The organism is Brevundimonas staleyi (genome assembly GCF_041893865.1).
Classification (GTDB): Bacteria; Pseudomonadota; Alphaproteobacteria; order Caulobacterales; family Caulobacteraceae; genus Brevundimonas; species Brevundimonas staleyi.
The window spans coordinates 1534289-1559910 of the sequence record NZ_CP169082.1; the positions used below are offsets into that span (position 1 = coordinate 1534289).

The 25622-nt window shown below is 68.0% G+C and carries 27 protein-coding genes; 16 read left to right on the forward strand and 11 right to left on the reverse strand.

From position 1 onward, the window contains the following. The first annotated feature begins 227 nt into the window (after nt 1-227). The 8 genes from fabD to gmk all read left to right on the forward strand — a co-directional run bounded on the left by fabD (nt 228) and on the right by gmk (nt 6725). On the forward strand, nt 228-1181 hold the full coding sequence (fabD, locus tag ACETK8_RS07710; protein WP_374038924.1) for an ACP S-malonyltransferase: 954 nt from the start codon (nt 228-230) through the stop codon (nt 1179-1181). Between the two features lies 1 nt (nt 1182). Further along, nucleotides 1183-1482: a hypothetical protein gene (locus ACETK8_RS07715; protein ID WP_374038925.1), complete on the forward strand. Its 300-nt coding sequence runs from the start codon at nt 1183-1185 to the stop codon at nt 1480-1482. 5 nt (nt 1483-1487) lie between these two features. After that, on the forward strand, nt 1488-2228 hold the full coding sequence (gene fabG / locus ACETK8_RS07720) for a 3-oxoacyl-[acyl-carrier-protein] reductase (protein WP_374038926.1): 741 nt from the start codon (nt 1488-1490) through the stop codon (nt 2226-2228). 175 nt (nt 2229-2403) lie between these two features. Next, entirely contained in the window at nt 2404-2643 is a 240-nt protein-coding gene (locus ACETK8_RS07725; protein ID WP_271083588.1) for an acyl carrier protein, read from the forward strand. 109 nt (nt 2644-2752) lie between these two features. Continuing rightward, entirely contained in the window at nt 2753-4033 is a 1281-nt protein-coding gene (gene fabF, locus ACETK8_RS07730) for a beta-ketoacyl-ACP synthase II (RefSeq protein ID WP_374038927.1), read from the forward strand. A 1-nt stretch (nt 4034) separates the two neighbouring features. Then, nucleotides 4035-5213: an endolytic transglycosylase MltG gene (gene mltG, locus ACETK8_RS07735; RefSeq protein ID WP_374038928.1), complete on the forward strand. Its 1179-nt coding sequence runs from the start codon at nt 4035-4037 to the stop codon at nt 5211-5213. Then, nucleotides 5210-6094 (forward strand): YicC/YloC family endoribonuclease, encoded by an 885-nt coding sequence (locus ACETK8_RS07740; RefSeq protein ID WP_374038929.1) that lies wholly within the window; start codon nt 5210-5212, stop codon nt 6092-6094. Before mltG ends, ACETK8_RS07740 begins: the two co-directional genes overlap by 4 nt. Next, nucleotides 6084-6725: a guanylate kinase gene (gmk, locus tag ACETK8_RS07745; RefSeq protein WP_374038930.1), complete on the forward strand. Its 642-nt coding sequence runs from the start codon at nt 6084-6086 to the stop codon at nt 6723-6725. The genes ACETK8_RS07740 and gmk overlap by 11 nt, the downstream gene beginning before the upstream one ends. On the opposite strand, the gene ACETK8_RS07750 is transcribed toward gmk, so the two are convergent. The 3 genes from ACETK8_RS07750 to ACETK8_RS07760 form a co-directional block, all read right to left on the reverse strand. Continuing rightward, on the reverse strand, nt 6722-7066 hold the full coding sequence (locus ACETK8_RS07750; protein WP_374038931.1) for a hypothetical protein: 345 nt from the start codon (nt 7064-7066) through the stop codon (nt 6722-6724). The genes gmk and ACETK8_RS07750 overlap by 4 nt on opposite strands. A gap of 52 nt (nt 7067-7118) precedes the next feature. Beyond that, nucleotides 7119-7649 (reverse strand): dihydrofolate reductase family protein, encoded by a 531-nt coding sequence (locus tag ACETK8_RS07755; protein ID WP_374038932.1) that lies wholly within the window; start codon nt 7647-7649, stop codon nt 7119-7121. 145 nt (nt 7650-7794) lie between these two features. Then, complete coding sequence (locus ACETK8_RS07760; RefSeq protein ID WP_374038933.1) at nt 7795-8958, reverse strand: pyridoxal phosphate-dependent aminotransferase; 1164 nt, start codon at nt 8956-8958, stop codon at nt 7795-7797. A gap of 44 nt (nt 8959-9002) precedes the next feature. Here ACETK8_RS07760 and ACETK8_RS07765 point away from each other — a divergent pair, with 44 nt between their 5' ends. After that, nucleotides 9003-9497, forward strand: coding sequence for a DUF3833 family protein (locus ACETK8_RS07765; RefSeq protein ID WP_374038934.1), 495 nt, complete (start codon nt 9003-9005; stop codon nt 9495-9497). Here ACETK8_RS07765 and rsmA read toward each other — a convergent pair. From rsmA to ACETK8_RS07795, 6 genes are all read right to left on the reverse strand, one after another. Then, nucleotides 9494-10303 (reverse strand): 16S rRNA (adenine(1518)-N(6)/adenine(1519)-N(6))-dimethyltransferase RsmA, encoded by an 810-nt coding sequence (gene rsmA, locus ACETK8_RS07770; protein ID WP_374038935.1) that lies wholly within the window; start codon nt 10301-10303, stop codon nt 9494-9496. The two genes, ACETK8_RS07765 and rsmA, sit on opposite strands and share 4 nt — an antisense overlap. Nucleotides 10304-10445: 142 nt before the next feature. Then, nucleotides 10446-11441, reverse strand: coding sequence for a 4-hydroxythreonine-4-phosphate dehydrogenase PdxA (gene pdxA, locus ACETK8_RS07775; RefSeq protein ID WP_374038936.1), 996 nt, complete (start codon nt 11439-11441; stop codon nt 10446-10448). Nucleotides 11442-11445: 4 nt separating this feature from the next. Continuing rightward, complete coding sequence (locus tag ACETK8_RS07780) at nt 11446-12771, reverse strand: peptidylprolyl isomerase (RefSeq protein ID WP_374038937.1); 1326 nt, start codon at nt 12769-12771, stop codon at nt 11446-11448. Nucleotides 12772-12854: 83 nt separating this feature from the next. After that, a complete protein-coding gene (locus ACETK8_RS07785; protein WP_374038938.1) occupies nt 12855-15290 on the reverse strand; it encodes an LPS-assembly protein LptD in 2436 nt (811 codons plus the stop codon). A gap of 38 nt (nt 15291-15328) precedes the next feature. After that, nucleotides 15329-16477, reverse strand: coding sequence for an LPS export ABC transporter permease LptG (gene lptG, locus ACETK8_RS07790; RefSeq protein ID WP_374038939.1), 1149 nt, complete (start codon nt 16475-16477; stop codon nt 15329-15331). Further along, nucleotides 16474-17655, reverse strand: coding sequence for an LptF/LptG family permease (locus tag ACETK8_RS07795; protein WP_374038940.1), 1182 nt, complete (start codon nt 17653-17655; stop codon nt 16474-16476). The genes lptG and ACETK8_RS07795 overlap by 4 nt, the downstream gene beginning before the upstream one ends. A gap of 94 nt (nt 17656-17749) precedes the next feature. Between ACETK8_RS07795 and ACETK8_RS07800 the strand changes: the two genes are divergently transcribed. From ACETK8_RS07800 to ACETK8_RS07815, 4 genes are all read left to right on the forward strand, one after another. Continuing rightward, complete coding sequence (locus ACETK8_RS07800) at nt 17750-19222, forward strand: leucyl aminopeptidase (RefSeq protein ID WP_374038941.1); 1473 nt, start codon at nt 17750-17752, stop codon at nt 19220-19222. A 62-nt stretch (nt 19223-19284) separates the two neighbouring features. Further along, on the forward strand, nt 19285-19734 hold the full coding sequence (locus ACETK8_RS07805) for a DNA polymerase III subunit chi (RefSeq protein WP_374038942.1): 450 nt from the start codon (nt 19285-19287) through the stop codon (nt 19732-19734). Between the two features lie 80 nt (nt 19735-19814). After that, nucleotides 19815-20063, forward strand: coding sequence for a hypothetical protein (locus tag ACETK8_RS07810; RefSeq protein ID WP_374038943.1), 249 nt, complete (start codon nt 19815-19817; stop codon nt 20061-20063). After that, on the forward strand, nt 20054-20326 hold the full coding sequence (locus ACETK8_RS07815) for a hemolysin (RefSeq protein ID WP_374038944.1): 273 nt from the start codon (nt 20054-20056) through the stop codon (nt 20324-20326). Before ACETK8_RS07810 ends, ACETK8_RS07815 begins: the two co-directional genes overlap by 10 nt. Before the next feature lie 38 nt (nt 20327-20364). On the opposite strand, the gene ACETK8_RS07820 is transcribed toward ACETK8_RS07815, so the two are convergent. Then, on the reverse strand, nt 20365-21492 hold the full coding sequence (locus tag ACETK8_RS07820) for an RcnB family protein (protein ID WP_374038945.1): 1128 nt from the start codon (nt 21490-21492) through the stop codon (nt 20365-20367). Nucleotides 21493-21666: 174 nt separating this feature from the next. Here ACETK8_RS07820 and ACETK8_RS07825 point away from each other — a divergent pair, with 174 nt between their 5' ends. Next, entirely contained in the window at nt 21667-22386 is a 720-nt protein-coding gene (locus ACETK8_RS07825; RefSeq protein WP_374038946.1) for a glutathione S-transferase N-terminal domain-containing protein, read from the forward strand. Nucleotides 22387-22654: 268 nt separating this feature from the next. Then, entirely contained in the window at nt 22655-22966 is a 312-nt protein-coding gene (locus ACETK8_RS07830; RefSeq protein WP_374038947.1) for a sel1 repeat family protein, read from the forward strand. Between the two features lie 331 nt (nt 22967-23297). On the opposite strand, the gene ACETK8_RS07835 is transcribed toward ACETK8_RS07830, so the two are convergent. After that, the gene (locus tag ACETK8_RS07835; protein ID WP_374038948.1) at nt 23298-24023 is read right to left on the reverse strand and encodes a polysaccharide biosynthesis/export family protein; all 726 of its coding nucleotides are present in this window, start codon (nt 24021-24023) and stop codon (nt 23298-23300) included. A gap of 95 nt (nt 24024-24118) precedes the next feature. Here ACETK8_RS07835 and ACETK8_RS07840 point away from each other — a divergent pair, with 95 nt between their 5' ends. Then, the gene (locus ACETK8_RS07840; RefSeq protein ID WP_374038949.1) at nt 24119-25582 is read left to right on the forward strand and encodes a GumC family protein; all 1464 of its coding nucleotides are present in this window, start codon (nt 24119-24121) and stop codon (nt 25580-25582) included. Nucleotides 25583-25622 lie beyond the last annotated feature (40 nt).

The window sequence follows — 25622 nt, forward strand, 5'->3', positions numbered from 1 at the left end:
GTCTCCTCCCCGTGCGGAGCATGGGGAGGTGGCTCGGAGCGTAGCGGAGAGACGGAGGGGCTCTTTCTGCGTGCACGCAGAACCCCTCCGTCTGCTCGCAAGGGCTCGCATCCACCTCCCCATTCGCCAAGCGGCGAACGGGGAGGAGACCCGCCGGATCGCCCCAGCTTGCCGCTGCGGAGGCTTTCGCCTACCCCTCCGCTCCTGAATCAAGGACGGAGCCCATCATGACCCTCGCGCTTCTTTTCCCCGGACAGGGCAGCCAGGCCGTCGGCATGGGCGCCGCCTTGGCCGACGCCTTCGCCTCGGCCCGCGACGTGTTCGCTGAGATCGATCAGGCGTTGGGACAGGACCTGTCCGCCCTGATGCGGGACGGCCCCGAGGACCAGCTGACCCTGACCGAGAACGCCCAGCCGGCCCTGATGGCCGTGTCCTTGGCCGTCATGCGGGTGCTGGAAAAGGATTTCGGCGTCTCGGTGAACAAGGCGGGCTTCGTCGCCGGCCACTCCCTGGGTGAATACTCGGCGCTGGCCGCCGTGAACGCCTTCTCGATTGCGGACACGGCGAAACTGCTGAAGCTGCGCGGTCAGGCCATGCAGCGCGCCGTGCCGGTGGGGCAGGGGGCGATGGCCTCCCTGATCGGGCCGAAGACCGACCTGGCCCTGGCCGAGGCCGCCGCGGCCGCCGGCGCCGGCGCCGAGGTCGGCGTCTGCGTCGTCGCCAACGACAACAACAACGGCAACGTCGTCATCTCGGGCGAGAAGGCCGCTGTGGACCGCGCCATCGAGAAGGCCAAGGAACTGGGCGCCCGCGCCATCCCGCTGAACGTCTCGGCGCCCTTCCACTGCCCCCTGATGCAGCCCGCCGCCGACGAGATGGCCACCGCCCTCGCCACCGCAGCCCTGGTCGCCCCGGCCGTGCCGGTGGTCGCCAACGTCACGGCCCGTCCCGAGACGGACGCCGACACGATCCGCCGCCTGCTGGTCGAACAGGTCACCGGCCGCGTCCGCTGGCGCGAATCGATGGAGTGGATGGCGACCGAGGGCGGCGTGACCCGCTTCGTCGAGATCGGCTCGGGCAAGGTCCTGACCGGCATGGCCAAGCGGATCGCGCCCGACGCCGAAAGCCTGGCGCTCAATACCCCGGAAAACATCGAGGCCTTCGCGAAGTCGCTGGGTTGATATGTCCGCCTATCGCGCAGCACAGCTCTGGGCGTTTGTCAGCGCAATCATCTGGCTTGGCGGTGTCGTTGTGCTTTTCAATCTTGTTGTGCCGATCGCGGCTGTTCCGCTCGCGTTGGTTCTGATGTTGGCCCTGACCTGGGTGAGTTACGATGTGGTGCTGTGCCCCCGTTGCGGACGCAGTATCTTCACTGGTCGGAATCGCTGGGTCGCCAGCGGTGCACAGAAGCGCTGTTCGCGCTGCGATCTCGATCTCATCGCGCACAAGCTGCAAGACCGAAGATTCAAGGAAGGAAGCTAATCTCCATGTTCGATCTCACAGGTAAAACCGCTCTGGTCACCGGCGCCACGGGCGGCATCGGCGGCGCGGTCGCTCGCGCCCTGTATGCGCAAGGCGCCACCGTCGTCCTCAGCGGCACGCGCGAGGCTGTGTTGGCCGAGATCAAGGCCGAGCTGGGCGAGCGCGCCCATTTCGCCACCGCCAACCTGTCGGACCCTGAATCGGTCGACAACCTGGTCGCCGCCGCCGAGGAGGCCGCCGGTTCGCCGCTGGACATCCTGGTCGCCAATGCCGGCATCACCAAGGACGGCCTTCTGATGCGGATGAAGGACGAGGACTTCGAACAGGTCATCAAGGTGAACCTGGAAAGCTATTTCCGCCTGTCGCGCGCCGCGATGAAGGGGATGATGAAGCGCCGTGCGGGCCGGATCATCGGCGTGACCTCGGTCGTCGGCGTCACCGGCAACCCCGGCCAGACCAACTATGCCGCCTCCAAGGCCGGCATGATCGGCTTCTCCAAGTCCCTGGCCCAGGAAGTCGGCTCGCGGGGAATCACCGTGAACTGCATCGCGCCGGGCTTCATCGCCTCGCCGATGACCGACGTGCTGAACGACGCTCAGCGCGAGACCATCCTACGCAACATCCCCACGGGCCGCCTTGGCACGGGCGACGAGATCGCCGCCGCCGCCGTCTATCTGTCGTCCGACGAAGCCGCCTACGTGACGGGCCAGACCCTGCATGTGAACGGCGGCATGGCGATGATTTGATCGACGACTTCGTCGATCACAGGCCGTTACGCCCTATTTCCCTTTGAAACGGGTGTGCTAAAGGCGCGGCAACCGGTTGGGTCAGTGAGGCGTTGCCTCTTGCGCAAGCGGAGCCGTCGTGAGACGGCAAGACCACCATTTGCCGCCTCGGCGGCCCTAGAAGGCAGAGACACACATGTCCGACATCCTGGAACGCGTCCGCAAGATCGTCATCGACCACCTGGACGCCGATCCGGACAAGGTCACCGAAAAGGCCAGCTTCATCGACGACCTGGGCGCTGACTCGCTCGACAACGTCGAACTGGTCATGGCCTTCGAAGAAGAGTTCGATATCGAAATCCCGGACGACGCCGCTGAACACATTCAGACCGTCGGCGACGCCGTGAAGTTCATCACCGAGAAGACCGCGGCCTAAGGCCTCAGTCCACTCGACGGCAATCGATGGCCGCCCGGCGCTCCTAGCGGAGACGCCCGGCGGCCATTATTGTTTCTGAATCGGATTTTCGGAGTTGGAGCGCGAACGCATGCGCCGTGTGGTCGTTACGGGTCTCGGTCTTGTCACCCCCCTGGGGAATGGCGTCGAACACAGCTGGAAGGGGATCGTCGAGGGCCGCTCCGGCATCGGTCAGATCACCACCTTCGACACCGAGGGCTACGGCTGCACCATCGCGGGCGAGGTCCCCAGCGTGGACGGACGCGGCGGCGGCGGCCCTGACATCCCCGGCAGCTTCGATCCCGACGCGGTCATGTCGGCCAAGGATCGCAAGCGCGTCGACGACTTCATCCTGTTCGGCATCGCCGCGGCCGACGAGGCCCTGAACGACGCTGACTGGCATCCGGAGACGGACGAGGACAAGGAACGCACCGGCGTCATGATGGGCGCCGGCATCGGCGGCCTGGGTCCCATCGCCGAGAACGCCCTGATCCTGCAGGAGAGCGGTCCGCGCCGGATCAGCCCCTTCTTCATCCCCTCCGCCCTGATCAACCTGGCCAGCGGCCAGATTTCTATCCGCCACGGTCTGAAGGGCCCGAACCACGCGGTGGTCACGGCCTGCGCCTCCGGCGTTCACGCCATCGGCGACGCGGCCCGGATGATCGCCCTGGACGACGCCGACGTCATGGTCGCGGGCGGGGCGGAAAGCTCCATCGTCCCCATCGGCATCGCCGGCTTCCTGGCCTGCAAGGCCCTGTGCACCGCCTACAACGACACGCCGGAGACGGCGTCGCGTCCCTATGACCGGGGCCACGCCGGCTTCGTCATGGGCGAGGGCGCGGGCGTCGTGGTGCTGGAAGAGTACGAACACGCCAAGGCGCGCGGCGCCAAGATCTACGCCGAGGTCATCGGCTACGGCATGAGTGGCGACGCCTATCACATCACCGCCCCGTCCGAGGACGGCGACGGCGCCTATCGCGCCATGAAGGCCGCCGTGAAGCGGGCCGGGATCGCGGTCGAGGACATCGACTACGTCAACGCCCACGGCACCTCGACCATGGCCGACTGGATCGAGCTGCGCGCCGTCGAGAAACTGGTCGGCGACCACGCCAAGGACATGGCCATGTCCTCCACCAAGTCGATGACCGGCCACCTGCTGGGCGCCGCCGGGGCCATCGAAGCGGTCTTCTCGGTCCTGGCCATCCGCGACCAGATCGCCCCGCCGACCATCAACCTGGACGATCCGGAACACGAAACCGCCATCGATCTCGTGCCACACAAGGGCAAGCCGATGGAGATCGACGTGGCCATGTCCAACAGCTTCGGATTCGGGGGCACCAACGCCTCCATCATCTTCCGCAAGGTGACCTGACGTGGCGAAAGGCGAGGGGGCGCCGAAGCCGAAACGCAAGGGTCTGGTGGTGGCGCTGCTTGCGGCGTCGGCGACCTTCAGCCTGTTCCTGATCGCGGGCCTGGCCTGGGCCTGGAGCGTCTACTATTCGCCCGGACCCACGGCGCGTCAGGGCGACACGACCGTCGTCACCCTGCCCAGCGGGTCCGGCGTCTCCGCCATCGCCGCGACTCTTAAGAACGCGGGCGTCATCCGCTCGGTCGACATGTTCAAGGCCGCCGCCACCCTGACCGGGGCCGACCGCCGCCTGCGCGCCGGGGAGTATGAGGTCCCCACGCGCGCCTCGCTGAAGACCGTGATCCAACTCCTGACCGACGGCCGGGTGGTGCGCCACTTCGTGACCATCCCCGAGGGCTGGTCCTCGGCCCAGGCCGTGGGCATCCTGAACGGCGAGACCATCCTGACCGGGACCATCGACGCGGTGCCCGAGGAAGGCTCCCTCTGGGCCGACACCTACGAGATCTCCCGCGGCGAGACCCGCGCCTCCGTCATCGCCCGCATGCAGCGCGACGCCGAGCGGAACCTGGCCGAACTCTGGGCCAGGCGCGGCCCCAACACCGTCGTCCGCACGCCGGAGGAAGCCGTCATCCTGGCCTCCATCGTGGAGAAGGAAACCGGCGTGGCGCGCGAGCGTCCGCGCGTGGCCGCCGTCTTCTCGAACCGCATCCGTCTGGGCATGCGGCTGGAGAGCGATCCGACCATCATCTACGGCATCACCAAGGGCCGTCCGCTGGGCCGTGGCATCCGCCTGTCGGAGCTGCGACGCGACACGGGCTGGAACACCTATCTGATCGACGGCTTGCCGCCGACGCCCATCGCCAACCCGGGCCGCCAGTCGCTGGAGGCCGTGTTGAACCCGCCGACGACCCAGGACCTGTTCTTCGTCGCCGACGGCACGGGCGGCCACGCCTTCGCCCGGACCTATGCCGAGCATCTGGCCAACGTCTCCCGCTGGCGCGCCATCGAGGCCGGCAAGGCCCCGCCCGCCGAGGCCCTGCCGCCCGGCGTGGTTCCGGGCGCGCCGCCGCCGGGTGCGGCCGCGACCGAAGAGGCCGCCCCGCCGCCCCTGACCGGCGAATCCGTCATCACCATGCAGGCGCCGGGCGCCCTGACGCCCCAGCGCGCCCCGGCCAACCAATGACCGCTCTGTCCGGAATGACAGGCTTCGGCCGGGCCGATGGGGCGCTGGACGGCTGGACCTGGTCGGTCGAGGCCCGCTCGGTGAACGGCCGCAATCTGGAAGTCCGCTTCCGGGGCCCCAACGGCTTCGACAACCTCGAACGCCTCGCCAAGGCCGCCGGTCAGGCCCGCCTCAGCCGGGGCCAGGTCACGGTCGGCGTTCAGGCCCGCAAGGCCGGTGGCGACGCCTCGACCCTGAAGGTCAATGAGGCGGTGCTGGCCCGCTATCTCGACCTCGCCAACCAGCTGGCCATGGAGGGGGCGACCCCGCCCTCCGCCGACGGTCTGCTGGCCCTGCGCGGCGTTCTGGACGCCGACGAGGAGACCGACGACGCGGAGGCCCGCGCCCCCATCGAGGCCGCCATGGCCGCCACGGTCGAACAGGCGCTGGACGCCCTGAAGACCTCCCGCGAACGTGAGGGTGCCCAGCTTCGTCCCGTGATCGAGGACTTCGTCGCCCGCATCGAGACCCTGGTCGCCACCGCCGAGACCGAGGCCGCCGCACAGACCGCCGCCGTCCGCGACCGCTTCGCCCGTCGCATGGCCGAACTGGCCCCCGACGTTTCCGGCCTGGAAGACCGCATCGTGCTGGAGGCGGCGGCGCTCGCGACCAAGGCCGATGTCCGCGAGGAACTGGACCGGCTGACCGCCCACGTCGCCTCGGCGCGCGCATTGCTCGAACAACCGCCCGCCGGCCGCAAATTGGACTTCCTGATGCAGGAGTTCATGCGCGAAGCGAACACCCTCTGCTCGAAATCCGCTACGACGGCCCTGACCGCCACGGGCCTCGACCTCAAGGCGGTCATCGAGCAGCTTCGAGAGCAAGTGCAGAATGTCGAATGACCGCACGCCCCGCCGGGGCGTCCTCCTGATCGTCGCCAGCCCTTCGGGCGCGGGCAAGACCTCCCTGTGCCGTCGCCTGATGGCCGACCACGGGGGCTTGCAACTGTCGGTGTCGATGACCACGCGCGGCATCCGGCCGGGCGAGGTGGCGGATCGCGACTATCACTTCGTCAGTCCCGAAACCTTCCAGCAGGGCATCGACGACAACGCCTTCCTGGAATGGGCCGACGTCCACGGCAACCGCTACGGCAGCCCCCGCGCGCCCATCGACAAGGCCCTCAGCGAGGGCCGTGACGTCCTGTTCGACATCGACTGGCAGGGCGCCGCCCAGATCGCCGAGAAATGCCCCGAGGACGCCGTCCGCGTCTTCATCCTGCCGCCCAGCCTGGAGGAACTGCGTCGCCGCCTGGTGACCCGCTCGCAGGACGCGCCGGAGGTGATCGAGCGCCGCATCGCCAACGCCAAGGGCGAGATCGAGCACTGCTCGGAGTTCGACTATGTCTTCGTCAACGACGACTTCGACCGCTCCTACGCCGAGCTGGCCCACATCTATCACGCCGAACGCAGCCGCCGGTTCCGCAACATCTGGGTGCGCGGCTACCAGGCCTCCCTGCTGGCCGAGGACGTCTAGGGCGTCGGTTCGGCGGCGGGCGGCGCCTCTGCGGGAGGCAGTTCGTCGACGAAATGGATTTCCGGCGGTTCGATGATCACCTGGGATGGCCGGACCCGGATCTCGTGCAGCACAACCACGGTCACCGGCGTGGCGACGGGCTCCGCGACCGGAGCACCCGGAGCCGGGGCCGCCAAGGCCGCCGGACAGACCATTCCGGACGGCAGGTCGCGCAGCCGACCCAGCGGCAGACGCGGATTGGTCAGGCGTGAGGTCCAGACGCAGTCGTCCGGCGCGGCGCTCGCCGGCGCCGCTGTCATCAGGCCCAGGGCCGCACCGAACAGGATCAACGAGACGCGCATGGGCTTCAGCCTAACGCGGATCTGCGACAGCCGCACGGCTGTTCCGCATGCTTCAGGCGGGAATATAGGTCAGCCGTACGACCGAATCGCCGATGGGCTCGTTCCCCGCCAGCCGCAGCGGCGGCCGGGCGGCCTTGAAGAAGGGCGTGCCCCTGCCCAGCACCACGGGGTGCAGATAGATCTGGTATTCGTCGATCAGCCCCATCGGGGTCAGAAGCGCGGCCAAGGCCGGTCCCGCCACCTCGATCTCCCCCTCCTGTTCGGCCTTCAGCGTCCGCACCGCCGTCTCCAGGTCGCCGGTCAGCAGGGTGGCGTTCGGCCCGACCGACGCGTGCGACCGGGAGGCGACCCATTTCGGGGCGGCGCGCCAGGCGTGGGCGTACTCCCAAAGGGCCTCGTCCCACTCCGGCCGGTCCTCGTCCCAGTAACGCATGATCTCGTACATGCGCCCGCCGTACAGACTGCCCGTGACCCGGCCCATGTGATCGATGAAATGGCGGAACAGCACCGCGTCCGGCCCGAAGCGGTCGTGGTCGACATAGCCGTCCAGCGACTGGTTCAGACCATAGATCAGCTTCGCCATCGGGGGCTCCCTGTTCGACGAGAGACTAGCGCCAGCCGGAGCGGAGTCCAACGCGAGCTTCGGAGTGCAAGGAGGTGCTTCCGGCAACGCATTGAAGTTCAAGAGTTGCACTCTTTGGACTCGGTTCTTCAGAGTCCAATTCCGGTCAGGCTGACCTGCTCTCGAACCACGGCGTGATCCGGCTCAGCGCCTCCTCGATCTCCGGCGTCGAGACGGCGAAGCTGAAGCGCATGAACCGATGCCCGTCGACCGGATCGAAGTCCACGCCCGGCGCCGTCGCCACCCCGGTGTCCCGCAGCAACTGCTCGCAGAAGGCCACGCTGTCGTCGGTCAGATGGCCGATATCGGCCCAGATGTAGAAGGCCCCGTCCGGCGGGGCGATCGACTTCAGACCCAGCGAGGGCAGGGCGGCCAGCATCCGGTCGCGGTTCCGCGCATAGGTCTGGATATGACCCTCCAGCACCTCGGTCTGGTCCATGGCGACGAGGCCCGCATGCTGGCTCAGCGACGGCGGGGTCAGGAACAGGTTGCCGATGAAGGCCTTGGCCCGCTCGATATGCCCCGGCGGGACCAGCAGCCACCCCAGTCGCCACCCGGCCATGCTCCAGTATTTCGAGAAGCTGTTGATGACGAAGGCCTCGGGCGCGAACTCCAGCACCGAGGGCGTCCGGCCCGTGTAGCTGAGGCCGTGGTAGATCTCGTCGGAGACGATGACGATGCCGCGCCGCAGGCAGACCGCGACGATGGCGGCCAACTCCTCGGGCGGAATGATCGACCCGGTCGGGTTGGCCGGGCTGGCGATGATGACCCCCGCCGGCGCGGGCTCCAGCGCCTCCAGGGCGGCGGCCGTCAGCTGGTAGTGCTCCTCGGGTCCGCAGCCGATCTCGACCGGGACCATCTTCAGGGCCTTCACCGTGTTGCGGTAGGCGACATAGCCCGGCCGGGCCATGGTGATCCGGTCGCCCGGCTCGAACCGGCTGGACAGGGCCAGAACCAGGGCCGGCGACGCCCCATTGGTCAGCAGCAACTGGTCGGGCGAGACCTCGACGCCATACCGATCCCGGTACAGCCGCGCGATCCTGGCCTTCAGCGGGGCGCTCTCCCAGTAGCCCATGCCGTCGATGTCCAGCACCCGATGCGCCTCGGCGATGGCGGCGGGCGGCGCGCCGGTCGAAGGCTGGCCGAACTCCATGTGGATGACGGAGCGGCCCTGGGCCTTCAGCTCATGCGCCAGACGGCTGATGGTGATGGCGCGAAAAGGCTCGATCGTCTCTTGAGGTGGGGCCATGGCGGCGACGTCGTCAATCATGTGGCTGGACTCGAATCCCGCGAGCGGCTTCTGAACTGAGTAGCATGTTCCCGTTCGACAATTTCGATCTTGAGCCGGCCAAGGCCCGACCGTCGGCGTTCGAGCCCCACGTCTTCTTCTGGAAGCCCTGGCGCGGCGAAGGACAGATCCGCAACGCCTTCGGCAAGGTGCTGCGCCGCTATACCGTCTCCGGCGGCGGCCAGGCGGACGAGGCGCGCGCCCGGATGACCCAGACGGTCGTCTTCGAGGACGGCGAGACGGTCCAGAAGGCCTGGGAAATCCTGAGCCGCGACCCCGGCCGCTACGTCGCCCGCGACGTCGACAACGGCATCGTGGCCGAGGGCGGACAGGTGGGCCGCAGCTTCGTCTGGTCCTTCGCCTCGGACCAGACGGTGGGCAAAGGACGGACGATGCCGTTCAAGACCACGGTGACCTACACCTTGATCGACCGCTCGACGGCCGAGGGGGTGGCGGTCAATCGGCTGTGGGGCTGGCTGCCGGTCTCGCGCCTGACGACCCTGTATCGCCATCAGGTCTAGGCCAGGGCCTTCGCCAGCTTAAGGAAGCCGTCGATGTCGATGGTTTCGGCCCGCGCGTCCGGGTCGATCCCCGCCGCCTCGCAAAGGGCGCCGCCGCCCAGCTGCTTCAGGCTGGAGCGCAGCATCTTCCTCCGCTGGCCGAAGGCGGCCGCCGTGACCCGCTCCAGCCGCTTCAGGGTCTGAGGATCCGGCCGGTCCGCGCGCGGCACGACGTGGACCACGGCCGAGGCCACCTTGGGCGGCGGGGTGAAGGCGGCGGCGGGCAGGTGCATGACGATCTTCGCCTCCGCCACGGCCTGGGAGATCACCGCCAGACGGCCATAGGCGTCGTCGCCCGGCTGGGCCACGATGCGTTCGGCCACCTCTTTCTGGAACATCAGGGTCATGGCCACCGGCGTCCACGCCCCGGTCAGCCAGTCGATCAGCAGCGGCGTCCCGACGTTGTAGGGCAGGTTGGAGACGATGTGCGTGGGTCCCTCGACCAGCTTGGACTGATCCACCTTCAGGGCGTCGCCCTCGACGATGCTCAGGCGGCCGTCGCCCGTATCCAGCTCGCCCAGCAGAGGCAGGAAGCGGTGATCCTTCTCGATCAGGACGACCTTGCCTGCGTCGCTTTCCAGAATGGCCCGCGTCAGGCCGCCGGGACCGGGCCCTACCTCGATCACGGCCCGCCCCTCGAACGGCCCCGCCAGCCGCACGATCTTGCGGGTGATGTTGAGGTCCAGCAGGAAATGCTGGCCGAAGCTTTTCTTGGCCAGGAGGCCATGAGCTTCGAGGGATTCGCGGAGGGTCGGGAGGTCGGTCACAAGGGCCTGTTAGCCCTAGAGCCTGATCGGCTGAAGTAGAATCGCTTCGCGATTCTACTTCAGCCGATCAGGCTCCAGAATCAAAGCGAGAGCTTGATTCACGCTTCTGTCGGAACCGCGAAGCGGTCCCTCCCAAAAGCGATCAAGCTCTTGCGCGCTTCGCCGCCATCTCCGAGGCTAGGCGGATGGCCGCGATCAGGCTGTCGGGCCGGGCGATGCCCTTGCCGGCGATGTCGAACCCGGTGCCGTGGTCGGGCGAGGTGCGGATGACCGGCAGACCGAGCGTCGCATTGACCCCGCCCCAGAAGTCCAGCGTCTTCACCGGGATCAGGGCCTGGTCGTGATAGAGACAGAGGGCGGCGTCATATCCCGCCCGCGCGTCCTCATGGAACATCGTGTCGGCGGGCAGGGGATCGGTGATGTCGATGCCTTCCGCCCGCAGGGCCTCGGCCGTGGGCTTGAGCACCGTGATCTCCTGCAGCCCCAACGCCCCGCCTTCGCCCGCATGCGGGTTCAGCGCGGCCAACGCCAGCCGGGGCCGGGCGATGCCGAAATCGCGACGCAGGGTCTCGTGAACCACCCGCGCCGTTCGGGCGACCCGTTCCTCGGTCACCAGCTCGGGCACCTGATCCAGCGCCACATGGATGGTGACCAGACACGCCCGCAGGTCTTTCGCCGTCAGCATCATCACCGGCCCGCGCGTGCCCGGATAAGGGGCGTCGGCGGTCAGTTCGGCGATGAACTCGGTATGGCCGGGGAAGCGGAAGCCGGCGGCATAGAGCGGGGCCTTGGCGATAGGGGCGGTGACCACACCCGACGCCTCTCCCATCAGGGCCAGGGAGACGGCGCGCTCGATCCAGTCGGCGACGACCCCGGCGTTGCGCGGATCGGGCTTGCCGGCCTCGATGGGCGCCGGAGCGGGATGGTTCAGGACGGGCAGGGCACGGCCGAAGAACATCCCCGCGTCGGCGACGTCCCCGATCTCGCGCACGGGCACGCCCTGGGCCTCCAGCAGCCGCATGTCGCCGATGACCGCGAACGGCGCCTGATCCTTCAGCGCGGTCCAGGCCTTGGCGATGATCTCCGCGCCGACGCCTGCCGGTTCGCCGAGGGTCAGGACAAGTGGCGGGACCGCCACCCGATCACTTCATTTCGATCAGGGCGTCCGCGCGCAGGTCGCGGATGTAGCGGCGCGCCAGCATGGCCAGGTTCTGGTTCCGCAGACGACCCTCGACCTCCTGATAGGTCGGCACGTCGACGCCGCCGACCCGACGGCCGCAAACGGCCAGGAGGTGGATGCCCAGCGGGGTGCGAACCGGATTGGAGACCGTGTTCACCTCGGCCGAACGGGCGACCTGCTGGAACTGGGGCGCCAGGTTGGCCACGTCGCTTTCGCCGAGGTCGGAGCCCAGCAGACCGGCTTCCGACGTCGCACGCTGAAGCATGTTGTCACACGTCAGGCTGGGGCGGATGGCTTCCAGACGCTGGGTCGCGGCGGCGACCTGTTCGGTCGTGGCCGTCTCGGGCAGTTCGACCATCACCTGTTTCAGGGTGACCAGGCTGGTCGCGGCGCCCGCGCGCTTGTCGCGCATGTAGATGATGTAGACGCCGCCATCGACGGGGATGGGACGCGAGAGCTGGCCGACCTGGAGCGAATCGAGCGCGGCCTGAAGCGCGGGCTGAACCGTGCCCTGGACGATCCAGCCGGCATCGCCGCCGCGCGCGGCCGACGGCGCGGCCGAGAACTGGCGGGCCACGTTCTGGAAGGCGGCGCCCTGGACCATCTGGGCGACCAGTTGTTCGGCGCCGTTCATGGCGGCCTGCTGGCCGCCGACGCGGTTGGCCTCAAGATAGATCTCGCCGATCAGATACTGGGGCTTGGACGCGGCTTCGGTCAGCTGACGCAGGTTCTGCTCGACCTGGGCGCGGCTGACGCGGGCGCGGCTGTTGAAGCGGCCGCTGACCAGTTCACGCCAGCCGATCTCGGTGCGCAGCTGCGCGCGCATGGTTTCCGGGCGAATGCCGCCCTGGGCCAGGAAGGCCATATAGTTCTGCGGCGAGGTGCCGGCTTCCTGGGCCATGGCCGCGATTTCCCGATTCACTTCGTCGTCGGGGATCTTCAGGGTCTCGTACTTGGCGATCTCCTGGGCCTGGAGACGTTCCTCGATCAGAGCCTGCAGCGCTTGCTGCTGGATGGCGGGGATGTTCTCTTCGGTCGGCTGGACCTGGCTCATGGCGATGATGGCCAGCATGCGCTGACGCAGGTCGAAGCCGGTAATGATCTGGTCGTTGACCGTGGCGACGATGCCGTCGGCCAGGGTGAACTCGGCGGCGGCCGGCGCGGCGGTGGCGGGAGCCTGTTCCGCGGCGGGGTCCAGCGTGCCGGCGGCCTGGCCCGTCGAAGCCGTCTGGGCGATCGCAGAGCCCGCGACCAGCGCGGCCATCGCGACCCCGGTCGTAATACGCATCAAACCCATGGTCAGTCCTGGTTCCTTCGAGCCTGCTTTGCCCGGTTCCCCACCGGGTCGGCGCACGCCTTTACGCGTCATGCCTAACGCAAGCCGTTTGATCCATAGCCTGACCCTCCAAAAGTGGCGAGGTTTAGACGGAAATAGATGCCCTCGGCCGGGCCGGTGGGGCGAATGCGGGTGTTGTCGCGGCGGTAGCCGATCTCGACGCGGAAACAGTCGTCGTCGAACACGACCCCGACCTCGGACCGGGTGATCAGGTCGCGCTCCAGATCGGCGATGCCCGCGACCGCGACGCCCCAGTTGCCGGCGACGAACTGCTGGCCCGCCAGCTGGACGAATTCGTAATTGCGGTTCGACGGTCCAGCCAGTGGGTTGGAGCGATCGACGATGTAGGTGGCGGTCGCCAGATTGCGGCGGCCCCAGCGCCCGTCGATGGCCATTTCGGCGCGGCGGATGTCGCCGGAACCGTCCACGGTCGCATGACCCCAGCCCCGGATCCGGTCCGAGGGCTGGAAGCTGGCCTGGACCACCCAGTCCGACGTCTGGGCCGCAAGACCCGAAGGATCGTAGAGTTTGGTCGGAGCGTCCGGGATCGGGATGCGGAAGGCGTCTTCCTCGGCGTCGCGCATGCTGCGGCCGACGAACAGACTGGCCTTGCGACCTTCGGCCCAGCGCAGGGTGGTGCGAACGCCCGCCGTGACGCGAACCCCGCCCTCCATCAGGTCGTAGCCTGGGAAGCGGTCGATGCGGAACAGGGAGGTCTCGTCCAGCTCCAGCGTCTGGGCGTCCTCGATCGGGATGCGCGGATCGAGGTCCGGGTCGGTCGAGACCGAGATCTGGCCCAGTGGCTCGACGATCAGGTCGGCGCCGTCGCTCAGGCGGCGGATCAGGGGATAGCTGACGTCGAGGCCCAGGGTGGCCCGGCTGCGGGTGATGGTTTCGTCCGACAGGCCCAGAACCGGCGGCAGGTCGCCGACCGAATAGATGTCGCCCCGGACATCGACGAACGGCTCGTACCGGACGCCCGCGGCCGAGGTGAAGGTCCGACGCCAGTCGATCTGGCCGGTCACGCGGCGGCTGTCGACGCCGGGCAGACCCAGGGTCGAGCCGGTCGGAAGCAGTTCGGGACGCAGCACCGGACTGCCGAAATACTCGTCGCGATAGAGAGACGCGGCCGAGCCGCGCAGGCGCAGACGACCGCCCAGCACCGCGCTCGCCGGTTCCCAGCGGGCGTCGATCAGGGGCGCGACCAGCGGCAGCGTGCCGTCCGATTCGAACTCGTTCAGGGCCGGGGTCACGTCGTTGAATCGGGCGACGCGCAGGCTCTGCATCGAGAAGGCGGCGAGCGAGACGTAGGACCGTTCGGTCTGGCGCTCGGCGTAGACCTGGCTGATCAGGCGGCGCTGGTCGCCGTAGTAGAGGCCGTTGTCCTGATAGGGGTTGATGACGTCGTAGCGGTCGAACAGGGTCTTGTCCGAGGTCCGTTCGGCGGTGAAGCCGAACCGCCAGGGCCCGTCGGGATCGAACTTGCCGTGGGCCAGGATGTAGCTGCGGCTGGTGCGGTCGCCGAAGTCGACGTTCGACTCGGCCTGCCCGTCGCCGTTCAGGTCGAAATTGCCGAAGTTCTGGGCGTAGGTATAGCCGCCGCGCGCGACGATGGTCCCGTTCTCGAAACGACGGCGCCACTGCAGGTTCAGGAAGGGCAGGACCCGGGTGTTGAACTGCGGGCTGAACAGCCAGTCCTCGGACGGGGAGATGACGTTCAGATAGGGCGTCTCGACCGACACGCCGCGCCCCTTGTCATAGTTGATGATCGGAACCAAGAGGCCCGAGGCCCGGTCCACCGTCGGGTCCGGGTGAGCGAAGAAGGGCGTCCAGAAGATCGGCACCCCGCCCACCTTGAACACCGCGTTGCGATAGAGGACCGCGTGCAGGTCCTCGTCCTGGACCACCTTTTCGGCCTGGATGGAGATGCTTGGGGTCTTGGGCTCGCCGTCCTCGTCGCAGATCGGGCAGGGGGTGAAGAGGGCGTAGTTGAGCTCGTTGACGTTCTCGGACCGGCGCACGGCGGTGGCGGCCATCAGGCTGGCGCCGTTCTCCAGACGGGTCGCGAAATCGATGGCGACGCCGGCCCGCAGGTCCGAATCGAGCTCCAGGTGGCTGGCGAAGACGGTGTTCCGGGCCGGGTCGATCAGTTCGACGTCGCCGTCGGCCGTGCCGATGCCCTGGCTCAGATCGTAGGTGACGGCGCGGCCGCGCAGGGTGTGGCCCTGGAAGCGGGCGTAGACGCGGTCCCGCTCGCCGGTGGCGCTGATGACGTCGCCCTGACGCCCGGCCTGATCGGCCTCGATGTAGATGGAGTCAGGCGAAAGACCGTCCGAGACGGCCGGGGCGGGCTGGGCCGCCGGCGTGGTCTGGGCGAAGGCCGACAACGGCGCACAGGCCAAGAGGGCGGCTCCCGCCAGCAGGCGAGCCCGTCGTGCGTTCTTGCGAGAGACGGCGCCTTCAGCCCGCATCAATCCAACCGTTCCTTCAGGCCCCCGCCGGGGTCCGCTTAGCCGTCTTCGGTATAGAACAGCAAGGTGAAGGCGGCGAGCGCCGTGAGTATCGCCGGCAACCAGGCCGCCACGAAGGGCGGCACGACCTCGGCGGAGCCCATGGCGGCCGAAAACTGGTTGAGGAAGAAGAAGGCGAAGCCCAGCACCACGGCGGCCACGGCCATGCGCGCCAGGTCGCCCAACCGCATAAGCCTGAGCGAGAAGGCGGCGGCCAGAATCGTCATCGCCGCGAAGGCCAGGGGCGTGGACAACAGGGTCTGGAGACGCAGCCGATAGGCGGTGGACGAGAAGCCGGCGTCCTCGATCCGCTTGATCTGGCCGGGCAGGGACCAGAAGGGCGTCGACTGGGGCCGGGCGAAGCGTTCGAAGGCCTCCTCGTCGGCGAGGTTCGACGGCAGGTCGAGGGTGGCGTAGCGGACCGCGCGCTGGCCGGTCTGTGCGCCCACGGCGTCGATCAGCCGCCACCGACCGGCGCTGAGGCCGGCCGAGGGAGCGTCGATCCGTTCGGTGAAGGCGCGACGGCCGTCAGGGTCGGTGGCGTAGATGAAGAAGGTCACGTCCAGCAGGCGGGCGTTCGCGCGATCCTGGCGACCGGCGCGAATGACCATCTGGCGCGGACCGTCGCCTTCGCGCAGCCAGATCGCTTCCTGTTCGTCGCCGCTGACGATGGAACCGGAGATGCGTTGACGCTCGCGCTGGAACAGGCCGTCGCCCGAGGCGGCGAGGGGGCCTACGACGGTGACAGTCAGGATGCCGAGCACCAGGGCGGCGCCGGCCGCCGGCAGGACGAACCGCCAGGCCGAGACGCCCGCCGCGCGCATGGCGACCAGTTCGGAACGCCGGTTCAGACCGACGAAGGCCCCCAGCGTGCCGAACAGGAAGACGAAGGGCAGAAGTTGAACGATCACCGCCGGCGACTTCATCAGCATCAGGCCGAGGATGCGCAGGCCCGACAGATCGGTGTCCGACCCCAGGCCGCGCGAGATCTCCACGAAGTCGATCAGCATGACCAGGGCGGCGATGACCGCCAGGGCGACGCCCAGCGAGCGGGCCAGCTGGATCAGGACATAGCGCTCGATCCGTCCCAGACGCAGGGCGCTGAGGATGTGACGGGGCGCATCGGCGAGGGAGGCGAGCCGGGTCATGCGAACCTCGCCTTCAACTGGGCCAGCGGCGACCAGCCGGACGACCGGCGCGGCTTCAGCGCGCGGAAGAGAAGACGCAGGGCCAGGGCGGTGGCGGCGAGGGGCAGGAGGTACTGGAAGATGTTCAGCCAGCCGTTCCAGGCGCTGGCCGCGACGATCGCGTAGCCGAAGATGCGAACCAGCAGGAAGGCGGCGGACGCCTTGGCGATCCGCATGCCGTAGCCGGTCCGGCTGAAGGCGCCGCCCATGATCGCCGCCAGCGCCATGGCCATGGCGGTCAGGGCGTAGAGCGGCGAGGACAGGCGGCTGTGCGCCTCGGCCAGCAGTTCACCGCGCGGGCCGGTGTCGCGGACGAGATCGGGTGTCGGGTTGAACAACTGGGTGATCCAGAGATCGGCGGGCTTGTAGCGGATGCGTTCCGAATTGCTGACGTAGGGGGCGAGCTGGAACACCCACCGATCGAACGACAGCTGCTGGAGCACGCCCTGTGAGCTGTATTGCTGCCAGGACCCCTGGTTCATCGTCAGCACGGGCTGGCCGTCCACGCGACCGAACCGCGCCTCGGCCGCGTCCCAGGTGGTGACCTTGTCGCCTTCCTGGACGTAGATGAAAAGGTTCTTCAGCAGGCCGTTCTGCTCGATCTGCTGGACATAAACGGTGAGGCCGTTGGGGCCCTGGACGAAGCGGCCTTCTTCCACCAGCAGGGCGGCGAGGTCGGTGCGGATCTCGAACGCCTGTTCGCGCGAGGCGCGTTGGGCCCAAGGCTGGATCACCACATTGGTCGCCAGGGCCGCCAGGGCGATGGCGATGGCCAGCCGGGCCGAGGGGGCGATCATCTGCCAGCGCGACATGCCGCTGGCGTAGGCGGCGGTCAGTTCCTGTTCCCGCTGCAGCCGGGTCAGGGCGATGATGGCGCCGACGAACAGGCCGATGGGCAGGATGACGGCGAACAGTTGCGGCACGGCCAGCAGGGTCAGCTTCAGCATGACCCAGACGCTCTGGCCGCGTTCCACGATGACCTCGAGCTGGTCCAGACTCTGGCTCAGCAGGCCGATTCCGACCAGCGAACCGCAGGCCGCCAGGACGGGCAGGCTGATCTGTCGGAAAAGGTAGCGTTGGATCAGGGTCATGCGGGCGATGAAAATCACCCGGTTGCGGGCGCGGTCGTTGCGGCGCATCTAATACACATCCGGGCGCGCCGCCGACAATGGCAGGTGTGGCCACCCACGGTTCAATGACCGGGATTACCATCCCGGCTGGAGTCTGCGTTACATGAAGATCGATTTCGTCGCCGAAGCCGGCGCTGCCGGCGCTCTTGCCATTCTCGTGAACGACGGCCGCGTGCTGGCCGGAGAGGGCGGTTCGCACGACGCCGCCACCGGCGGCGCCCTGACCAAGGCGATGGGCACGAGCCGCTTCACCGGCGGGGCCAACTCCTCGCTGGTCGTGGCCGCTCCGGCGGGCGTCGAGGCCGACAGCATCGTTCTGGTCGGCGCGGGCGAGACGGGCAAGTTCGACGACCTGGCGCTGGAGACCGCCGCCGGCGCCGCCTACAACGCCGTGAAGCTGTCGGGCGTCGAGACGCTGACGATCGACCTGGGCCACCTGTCGGGCGCCGAGGCCGCCCGCGCCGCCTTCGCGGTGCGCCTGGCCGCCTATCGGTTCGACAAATACCGGACCAAGGAAAAGCCGGACAAGATCCCGTCGGTGAAGACCGTCCGCATCGTCACCAAGGACGTCGCCGAAGCGAATGCCGCCGCTGAAGGCCTGAACGCCGTCGCCGACGCCGTCTACTTCTCGCGCGATCTGGTCGCCGAGCCCGCCAACGTCCTCTACCCGGCCGAGTTCGCGCGCCGTGTGAAGGAACTGGAGCGTCTGGGCCTGAAGGTCGAGATCCTCGGCGAGAAGGAAATGGAAGCCCTGGGCATGAACGTCCTGCTGGGCGTCGGTCAGGGTTCGGTGCGTGAAAGCCAACTGGCCGTGATCCAGTGGAACGGCGGCAAGGCCGGCGACGCGCCGATCGCCTTCGTCGGCAAGGGCGTCTGCTTCGACACCGGCGGCATCTCGATCAAGCCGGCCGCCGGCATGGAAGACATGATCTGGGACATGGGCGGCGCCGCCGCCGTGGCCGGGCTGATGCACGCGCTGGCGGGCCGCAAGGCCAAGGTCAACGCGGTGGGCGTGCTGGGCCTGGTCGAAAACATGCCTGACGGCAACGCCCAGCGTCCGGGCGACATCGTCAAGTCGATGTCCGGTCAGACGGTCGAGGTGATCAACACCGACGCCGAGGGTCGCCTCGTTCTGGCGGACGCCCTCTGGTACACGCAGGATCGCTTCAAGCCGAAGATGATGATCGACCTGGCCACCCTGACGGGCGCCATGATCATCTCGCTGGGCCTGGACTATGCGGGCGTCTTCTCGAACGACGACGGGGTCGCCAACGCCATCCTGGCCGCCAGCCCGAAGGTCAACGAGAACGTCTGGCGCATGCCGATGCCGCCCCAGTACGACAAGATCATGGACAGCGTGAACGCCGACGTGAAGAACTCGGCCGGTCGCGACGGCGGTTCGATCACCGCCGCCCTGTTCCTGCAGCGGTTCGTCAACGGCACGCCGTGGGCCCACATCGACATCGCCCCGACGGCATGGGTCTCGAAGTCCACGCGTCCCACCGTGCCGGACGGCCCGGTGGGTTGGGGCGTGCGTCTGCTGGACCGTATGGTGGCCGACACCTACGAAGGCTGAGGACAGCGTAAGGCCTCCGGCTTGCGGCGGCGTCTCGAACGGTAAGGGAAGGACGGCGCGGCGTGTCGGAAGTCTGGTTCTACCATCTGGAGCGATCCACACTGGATCAGGTCCTGCCGGAACTGCTGGACCGGACGCTTCAGCGTGGATGGAAGGCGCGCGTCAGGGTCGCTGACGAGGGCGCGCGCGAGGCCATCGACGAGCGGCTGTGGACGTGGCGGGACGAGAGTTTCCTGGCCCACGGCATGGCCGATCAGCCGCATGCGGCGCGCCAACCCATTCTGCTGACGGCGGGACATGAGAACCCGAACGGGTCTCAGGCGCTGTTCATCGTCGATGGCTCAGACATGAGCCTCACAGAGGAGTTCGAGCGATGCTTCATCATATTCGACGGCCGGGACGAGACGGCGCTGCAGGGCGCGCGGGCGCGCTGGAAGGCGCTGAAGGAGCAGGGCGCGAACCTGGCCTACTGGAAGCAGTCGGACGAGGGGCGCTGGGAAATGGCGGCCTGACGGTCGCGATCACGGCGGGACTTCTGCTGGCCGCCTGTTCGTCGTCGCCGGCCTCGGTCGAGGCGCCGGCCCCGTCGGTGGTGGAGCAGGCTGAGGCCAATCGGCCGGTCGGATCGCACATGCCGGGCGGCGATGCGGATCTCTGCAAGGCCGCCGACTACCAGTATCTGATCGGCAAGCACCGGAACGAGATCCCGGTGCCGGTCGAGGTGGTCAATCGCCGGGTCACCTGCACGACCTGCCCGGTCACGATGGACTATTCGGCCTACCGGCTGAACATCTTCTACAACTCCCAGACCGAGATCGTGGAGCAGGTCCGGTGCGGGTGATCGCAGGAGTGATCCTGGCTGGCGGCCTGATGGCGGCCTGTGCCCAGCCGCCGGCGCCTCAACCCGACGGGCCCAAGCGCTGCGACGCGGCGGCGGCGCGGTCTCTGATCGGCAGCCATATGGGCGCGGTCGATTTCGCGGCCGGGGCCAATGTGCGGTTCGTCTGCACGACCTGCGCGGCGACCGAGGACTATCGCGAGGACCGGTTGAACATCCGGTTCGACGAGGCCACCGGGATCATCCGCAGCGTCGACTGCGGCTGATCCCGGCCCGTCCGCCTGAGGCTACCAGCGCCCCACGCTTACCAACGCCAAGCGTCGCGGATGACCTCGATGATGTAACCGTCGTAGCTGTCGATCAGGTAGATCGAGTTGTCCACGGCGACCCACTGGGTTCCGGGCGGCGGATAGCCCAGACCGTAGGTGCGGTAGTCGTTCAGGCTGTAGCGCCAGAAGATCGAGGGCAGGTAGTCGCCGGTGTACCAGCGCTGACCCCAATAGTTTCGAGGCACCGCGTAGTAGCCGTAGTTGGGCGCGAAGTAGAAGCCCATGCGGAAGCCGGTGTAGCCCCGGAAGCCGCGATCGTTGCGCCACCAGTCGTTCGACCGACCCCGGTTCCAGTCGCGACGCCAGTCGTTCTGGTTCCAGCGGTTGCCCCAGCCGTTGTAGTCGCGCCGGCCGTTGTGGTCGCTCTGCCAGCGGCCGTTGTTGTTGCGGTCGCGGTTCCAGCCGCCGTTGCTCTGGCCGTTGTTGCCGTTCCAGCCGCCCCGGTCGCGATCGTTCCCACGGTTCCAGTCCTGGCCACGGCCGTCGTTGCCGCGGTTCCAGCCGCCGTTGTTGTCCCGGCCGCGTCCGTCATGGCCGCGACCGTCGTTGCCGCGATTCCAGTCCTGGCCGTTGTTGTCGCGACCGCGTCCGCCGTGATCCTGGCCGCCCGAGGGCGGGGCAGGGGGCGTCACGACGGGCGGGTTGCTCGGGTTCCAGCCGCCGCCGTTGTTGCCGCGATCGCCGCCGCGGTCTCTGCCGCCGCGATCACCGCCGTTCCAGCCGCTCCGGTCTCCGCCGCGATCACCGCCGCGATCACCGCCGCCGCTCCAGCCGCCGCCGTTGTTGCCGCGATCGCCGCCACGGTCTCCGCCGCCGCGATCGCCACCCCGGTCGCCACCGCGTCCGCCGTGATCACCGCCGCCGCGACGGTCCTGGACCTCCTGGACCTGGGGGCGGGGGCCTTCGAAGCGGGCCGGGGACAGAACGGGCGTCGGCGAACTCACGTCCGGCTGATAGCGAACGCTCAGGTCACTGGGCGGAGGGGGCGGAGGCGCGGCCTCTGCGGCCATGGCCATATCGTCTTGCGCCATCGCGATGGCGGGCAGGCCGGCCGGCAAAGCCAGGGCGGCCAGGGCGGCGAAAGCCGTAAGCGTGGATTTCATCTTGTTTCTTCCCCGCACGCCGGTTCTCCGGCGGCTCGCGATCAAAATCTGACTTTGTCCATGAACGGTGTCTGAACGGTCTGGAGGGGGCTTCCGACAGGGTCTGACCACCTTGCGGCGCCGCTTGGTCGAGCCCAGATCGAGGCTCTGAAATCCTTTGCCGGAGACGCCCCCATGACCGCCCCGATCGAGCTCTGGTACTGGCCCACGCCCAATGGGTGGAAGGTCTCCATCGCCCTGGAGGAGATGGGGCTGGCCTATGAGATGAAGCCGGTGAACATCGGGGCGGGCGAGCAGTTCACGCCCGAGTTCCAGGCCATCAGCCCCAACGGCCGGATGCCCGCCATCATCGATCCCGACGGGCCGGGCGGGGCGCCGATCTCCATCTTCGAGAGCGGGGCGATCCTGCAGTACCTCGGAAACAAGTCGGGGAAATTCTATCCGACCGATGTGAGGCAGCGGGTCGAGATCGACCAGTGGCTGTTCTGGCAGGTCGGAGGGCTGGGGCCGATGGCCGGTCAGACCCACCACTTCCGCCAGTACGCCCCGGCCATCATCCAGGACCAGAGGCAGATCGCCTACGGCGTGCGCCGCTATACCGACGAGACCCATCGTCTGTACGGGGTCATGGACCGGCGGCTGGCGGACCGGGACTATCTGGCAGGCGACTACTCCATCGCCGACATGGCGGCCTGGCCGTGGATCCTGCCGACCTTGCAGGGGCAGGATCTGGAGCATTTCCCGAACCTGAAGGCCTGGGTCGAGCGGGTCGGGGAACGGCCGGCGGTGAAGGCGGGACGGGCGCTGGGCGACGAGATGCGGAAGAACCTGGCGGCGTCCGGCAAGGCGGCGGAGGAGGCGCGCAAGGTGCTCTTCGGGCAGCGGGCGCGGTAGGCGTCTCATTCTCCGCGTTCCCTGACCTCCCCTCCGTGCACCCCAGCCTTCGCTGGGGTGCACGGAGGGGAGGTGAAGGGAGAGTCTGAACGATCTCTTTACGGTATATTTCGCAGGTCTGAATCGTCTCTACGGTATTCATTTCCCCTTTACTGAAAAGACTTTGCGCACCCCAGCGCTGTTAACTTTAACTTCAAACCGGGGGTATTTGATCGCGTATCGAAGGGCGGCTCCAGAACGGTTAGCCGCCATCGCAAAGGATACGGTGATGAACGCGCAAGAAACCGCGCCGGAACTGCAGAACGAGGTCGAGGCGGCTCCGCTGCCCCTGCCCACCGCCGACATGGACGGCGACGCCCTGTTCCGGCTGGGCATGATGTATTCCTCGGGATCGGGCGGCTGTCCGATGGACCGGGTCTCGGCCCACATGATCTTCAACCTGGCGGCCATGAAGGGCTCCATCGAAGCGCGCGTCTATCGCCGCGAGATGTCCGAAGAGATGGAACGCGAGGAGATCGCCGAAGCCCAGCGCGCGGCCCGTCGCTACATCGACGCCGGCGTGGTGAAACTGGCCGCCTGATCGCATCGGCTCGCTCGGGCGGGTCTTGCACTGTTCCGTCGAAACGGAGTGCAAGACAGTGCAAGGGCCGGCGGTCGCAGGTGGCACTGTTCGCGAAAAACGCGTGCCACGTGCCAAAGCGCCAGATCAGGCAAGTGGTTGATCGTTCAGGGTTTTTCCTGACCGAAGACGCTCCTTGGGTCGGGAGGCGTGCCAGATTATCGGAAATGGCCGCGTTGGCCGAACCGTGTCTGGTGGATGGACGTGTCAAAGATCGCCCACATCAGATGGTGCGGCCTGATCGGTCTGCAAGAGTTGATGACGATTATTTTCCTAGACGGCGAGCGCCGGTCTAGAACCGCTGATACTGGCCGTTGATCGTGTAGTTGAACCCGACGGGCAGGGCCGCCTTCACCTGGGTGAAGAAGTTGGCCAGTTCGCCGAGCGTCGAGCGCGGCACATAAAGGACGTCGCCGCGACGCAGAGCGATGACCTCTCCGCGCCGCTGGCGCAGATCCACCACCCGCATCATCCGCACGCTGCCGGGGCCGCGACGGATCAGGGCCACCTGCTGCGGTCGGGCGGTGGGCAGGAAGCCGCCCGCCTGGATGATGGCCTGATAGGCGTCGATGTCGCCCGGCATGTCATAGACGCCCGGCGTGCGGACCTCTCCGTCGACCCAGACCTTCATCGGACCGGCCGTCTTCAGCGTGACTTCGACGATCGGCCGCACCAGCTGAGAGGCGTAGGCGGTGGACAGGTCGTATTCCAGTTCCGAGATGGTGCGGTCCGCCGCCATGGCCTGGCCGATCAGGGGCAGGGCGATGCGGCCGTCGGGGCCGACGCGGATCGTGCGGGTCAGTTCGGTGGCCGTCGGTGTCGCCACCTCGATCTCGTCGCCGGGGTAGAGCAGGTATTCGGGCTCTGCGTCCGTCCAGTCGGCGAAGGCGATGTCGTTGAAGTCGCCGCGCTGGACCCGCACGCTGCGCGGCGCGGACTGGCCCGAGGCGCAACCGGCCACGGAGGAGGCGACCATGGCCGCGCCCATCGTCCAAAGAATCTGACGCCGATCGAACATGGGACGGACCCTCGCCGGTTATGGGTAACGGCCGGTTAACGCCGACAGGCGAAGGATCGCTGACGGTTCACTCTGCCACGGATTCGCCAGTTCCCATGCGTTCGGCCACCACGACAGCCTATGTCTCGTCGCGCCCGCGCTACGGGCTGTTCGACGTCATCGGCCTCTTGTTCCGCGAACTGTTCGTGATGATCCTGGTGTTCGTGCTGGTGCTGGGCATCGGGGCGGCGGCGGTGATGACCCTGAAGAAGACCTACACGGCCGGGGCGAGCCTCTTGGTCAGCCCGGGTCAGGAATACGTCTATCAGCCGCGCGTCGGCGGGATGACCGATCGCCAGTCGCAGCCGCCGGCCGTGGGCGAGGTGGCCCAGGCCGAGGCGAACATCATCGGATCGCGCGAAGTGAAGCTGCGCGCCGTGCGGGCGCTGGGCCTGCCGTTCTTCCAGAAGCCGGGGCGGGTGAACACCGACCCCGTGGCCAAGCAGGAAGGCGACGCGATCAAATTCATCAACGACGGCCTGACCATTTCGACGACGCCGCAGGGCGCGATCATCGGCCTGACGTTCGAGAGCGACAACGCCGAGAAGTCGGCGCGGGTGCTGAACGCCATCATCGACCAGTACCAGATCCGGCGCCGCGAGGTGTTCCGCGACGGCACGACCGAGGCCATCCAGACCCAGCGCCGGGTGTTCGAGGACGAACTGGCGGATGCGGACCGGGCCTATGAGGACTTCCTGGCGTCCAACGACATCGGCGACTTCGCGGCCTCCAAGGCGGCGCTGGCGACGACCTATCAGACGGTGCTGGCGGACAAGTTCGCGGCCGAGAGCCAGTTGAACCAGGCGGCGCGGCGGTTGCAGACGCTGGAGGCGCAGCAGGCGGCGACGCCGGCGGAGGTGACCCTGCAGCAGGACCTGAACGTTTCGGCCCAGGACCAGATCCTGCAACTGCGGACGGAGCGGGAGCAGCTTCTGGCCCGCTATCAGCCCGGTTCGCAGCCGGTGCTGGATATCGAGGCGCGGATCGCGGGGCTGCAGGAATATGTGGCCTCGGGCACGACCGTGGGGGCCAAGGAGGTCCGGCTGGGGCCGAACCCGGTCTGGACCGAGCTGGAATCGACGCGGATCACGACCCAGGGCGAACGGGATGCGATGGCGGCCCGTCTGGCCGTGGTGAACCGGCAACTGGAGGACATCCGCCGGCGTCAGGCGACCCTGACCCGCGAGGAGTCCGAGAACGCGACCTTGAGCTCCAACCGCGACGTCCTGACCGCCTCGATCCGCGAGTTCCAGCAGCGCGAGACCCAGAGCCGGGCCGACAACGGTCTGGTGGCGGCGGGCGCGGACAATGTGCGGGTCATCGAACGGGCGGCGGCGCCGACGCGGGGGACCAGCCTGAAACTGCCGCTGCTGGCTCTGGTGGTGCTGTTCGCCGGGTTCACGGCCCTGTGCGTCGGTCTGTTGCGGGTCTTCACCAAGCGGGGCTATGCGACGCCGGCCATCGCAGGGCGGACGCTGGAGATGCCGGTGCTGGCCGTCGCGCCGATGAAGGCGCACTGAGATGCCCGTGTTAGGCTGCGGGCGTCTGTGAGCGCGTAAC

Excerpts from the sequence above, each read along its gene's own strand:
- fabD (WP_374038924.1), top strand. The coding sequence starts at position 228 with ATGACCCTCGCGCTTCTTTTCCCCGGACAGGGCAGCCAGGCCGTCGGC.
- ACETK8_RS07715 (WP_374038925.1), top strand. The coding sequence starts at position 1,183 with ATGTCCGCCTATCGCGCAGCACAGCTCTGGGCGTTTGTCAGCGCAATC.
- fabG (WP_374038926.1), top strand. The coding sequence starts at position 1,488 with ATGTTCGATCTCACAGGTAAAACCGCTCTGGTCACCGGCGCCACGGGC.
- ACETK8_RS07725 (WP_271083588.1), top strand. The coding sequence starts at position 2,404 with ATGTCCGACATCCTGGAACGCGTCCGCAAGATCGTCATCGACCACCTG.
- fabF (WP_374038927.1), top strand. The coding sequence starts at position 2,753 with ATGCGCCGTGTGGTCGTTACGGGTCTCGGTCTTGTCACCCCCCTGGGG.
- ACETK8_RS07740 (WP_374038929.1), top strand. The coding sequence starts at position 5,210 with ATGACCGCTCTGTCCGGAATGACAGGCTTCGGCCGGGCCGATGGGGCG.
- gmk (WP_374038930.1), top strand. The coding sequence starts at position 6,084 with ATGTCGAATGACCGCACGCCCCGCCGGGGCGTCCTCCTGATCGTCGCC.
- ACETK8_RS07750 (WP_374038931.1), bottom strand. The coding sequence starts at position 7,066 with ATGCGCGTCTCGTTGATCCTGTTCGGTGCGGCCCTGGGCCTGATGACA.
- ACETK8_RS07755 (WP_374038932.1), bottom strand. The coding sequence starts at position 7,649 with ATGGCGAAGCTGATCTATGGTCTGAACCAGTCGCTGGACGGCTATGTC.
- ACETK8_RS07760 (WP_374038933.1), bottom strand. The coding sequence starts at position 8,958 with ATGATTGACGACGTCGCCGCCATGGCCCCACCTCAAGAGACGATCGAG.
- ACETK8_RS07765 (WP_374038934.1), top strand. The coding sequence starts at position 9,003 with ATGTTCCCGTTCGACAATTTCGATCTTGAGCCGGCCAAGGCCCGACCG.
- ACETK8_RS07780 (WP_374038937.1), bottom strand. The coding sequence starts at position 12,771 with ATGCGTATTACGACCGGGGTCGCGATGGCCGCGCTGGTCGCGGGCTCT.
- ACETK8_RS07785 (WP_374038938.1), bottom strand. The coding sequence starts at position 15,290 with ATGCGGGCTGAAGGCGCCGTCTCTCGCAAGAACGCACGACGGGCTCGC.
- lptG (WP_374038939.1), bottom strand. The coding sequence starts at position 16,477 with ATGACCCGGCTCGCCTCCCTCGCCGATGCGCCCCGTCACATCCTCAGC.
- ACETK8_RS07795 (WP_374038940.1), bottom strand. The coding sequence starts at position 17,655 with ATGCGCCGCAACGACCGCGCCCGCAACCGGGTGATTTTCATCGCCCGC.
- ACETK8_RS07800 (WP_374038941.1), top strand. The coding sequence starts at position 17,750 with ATGAAGATCGATTTCGTCGCCGAAGCCGGCGCTGCCGGCGCTCTTGCC.
- ACETK8_RS07820 (WP_374038945.1), bottom strand. The coding sequence starts at position 21,492 with ATGAAATCCACGCTTACGGCTTTCGCCGCCCTGGCCGCCCTGGCTTTG.
- ACETK8_RS07825 (WP_374038946.1), top strand. The coding sequence starts at position 21,667 with ATGACCGCCCCGATCGAGCTCTGGTACTGGCCCACGCCCAATGGGTGG.
- ACETK8_RS07830 (WP_374038947.1), top strand. The coding sequence starts at position 22,655 with ATGAACGCGCAAGAAACCGCGCCGGAACTGCAGAACGAGGTCGAGGCG.
- ACETK8_RS07835 (WP_374038948.1), bottom strand. The coding sequence starts at position 24,023 with ATGTTCGATCGGCGTCAGATTCTTTGGACGATGGGCGCGGCCATGGTC.
- ACETK8_RS07840 (WP_374038949.1), top strand. The coding sequence starts at position 24,119 with ATGCGTTCGGCCACCACGACAGCCTATGTCTCGTCGCGCCCGCGCTAC.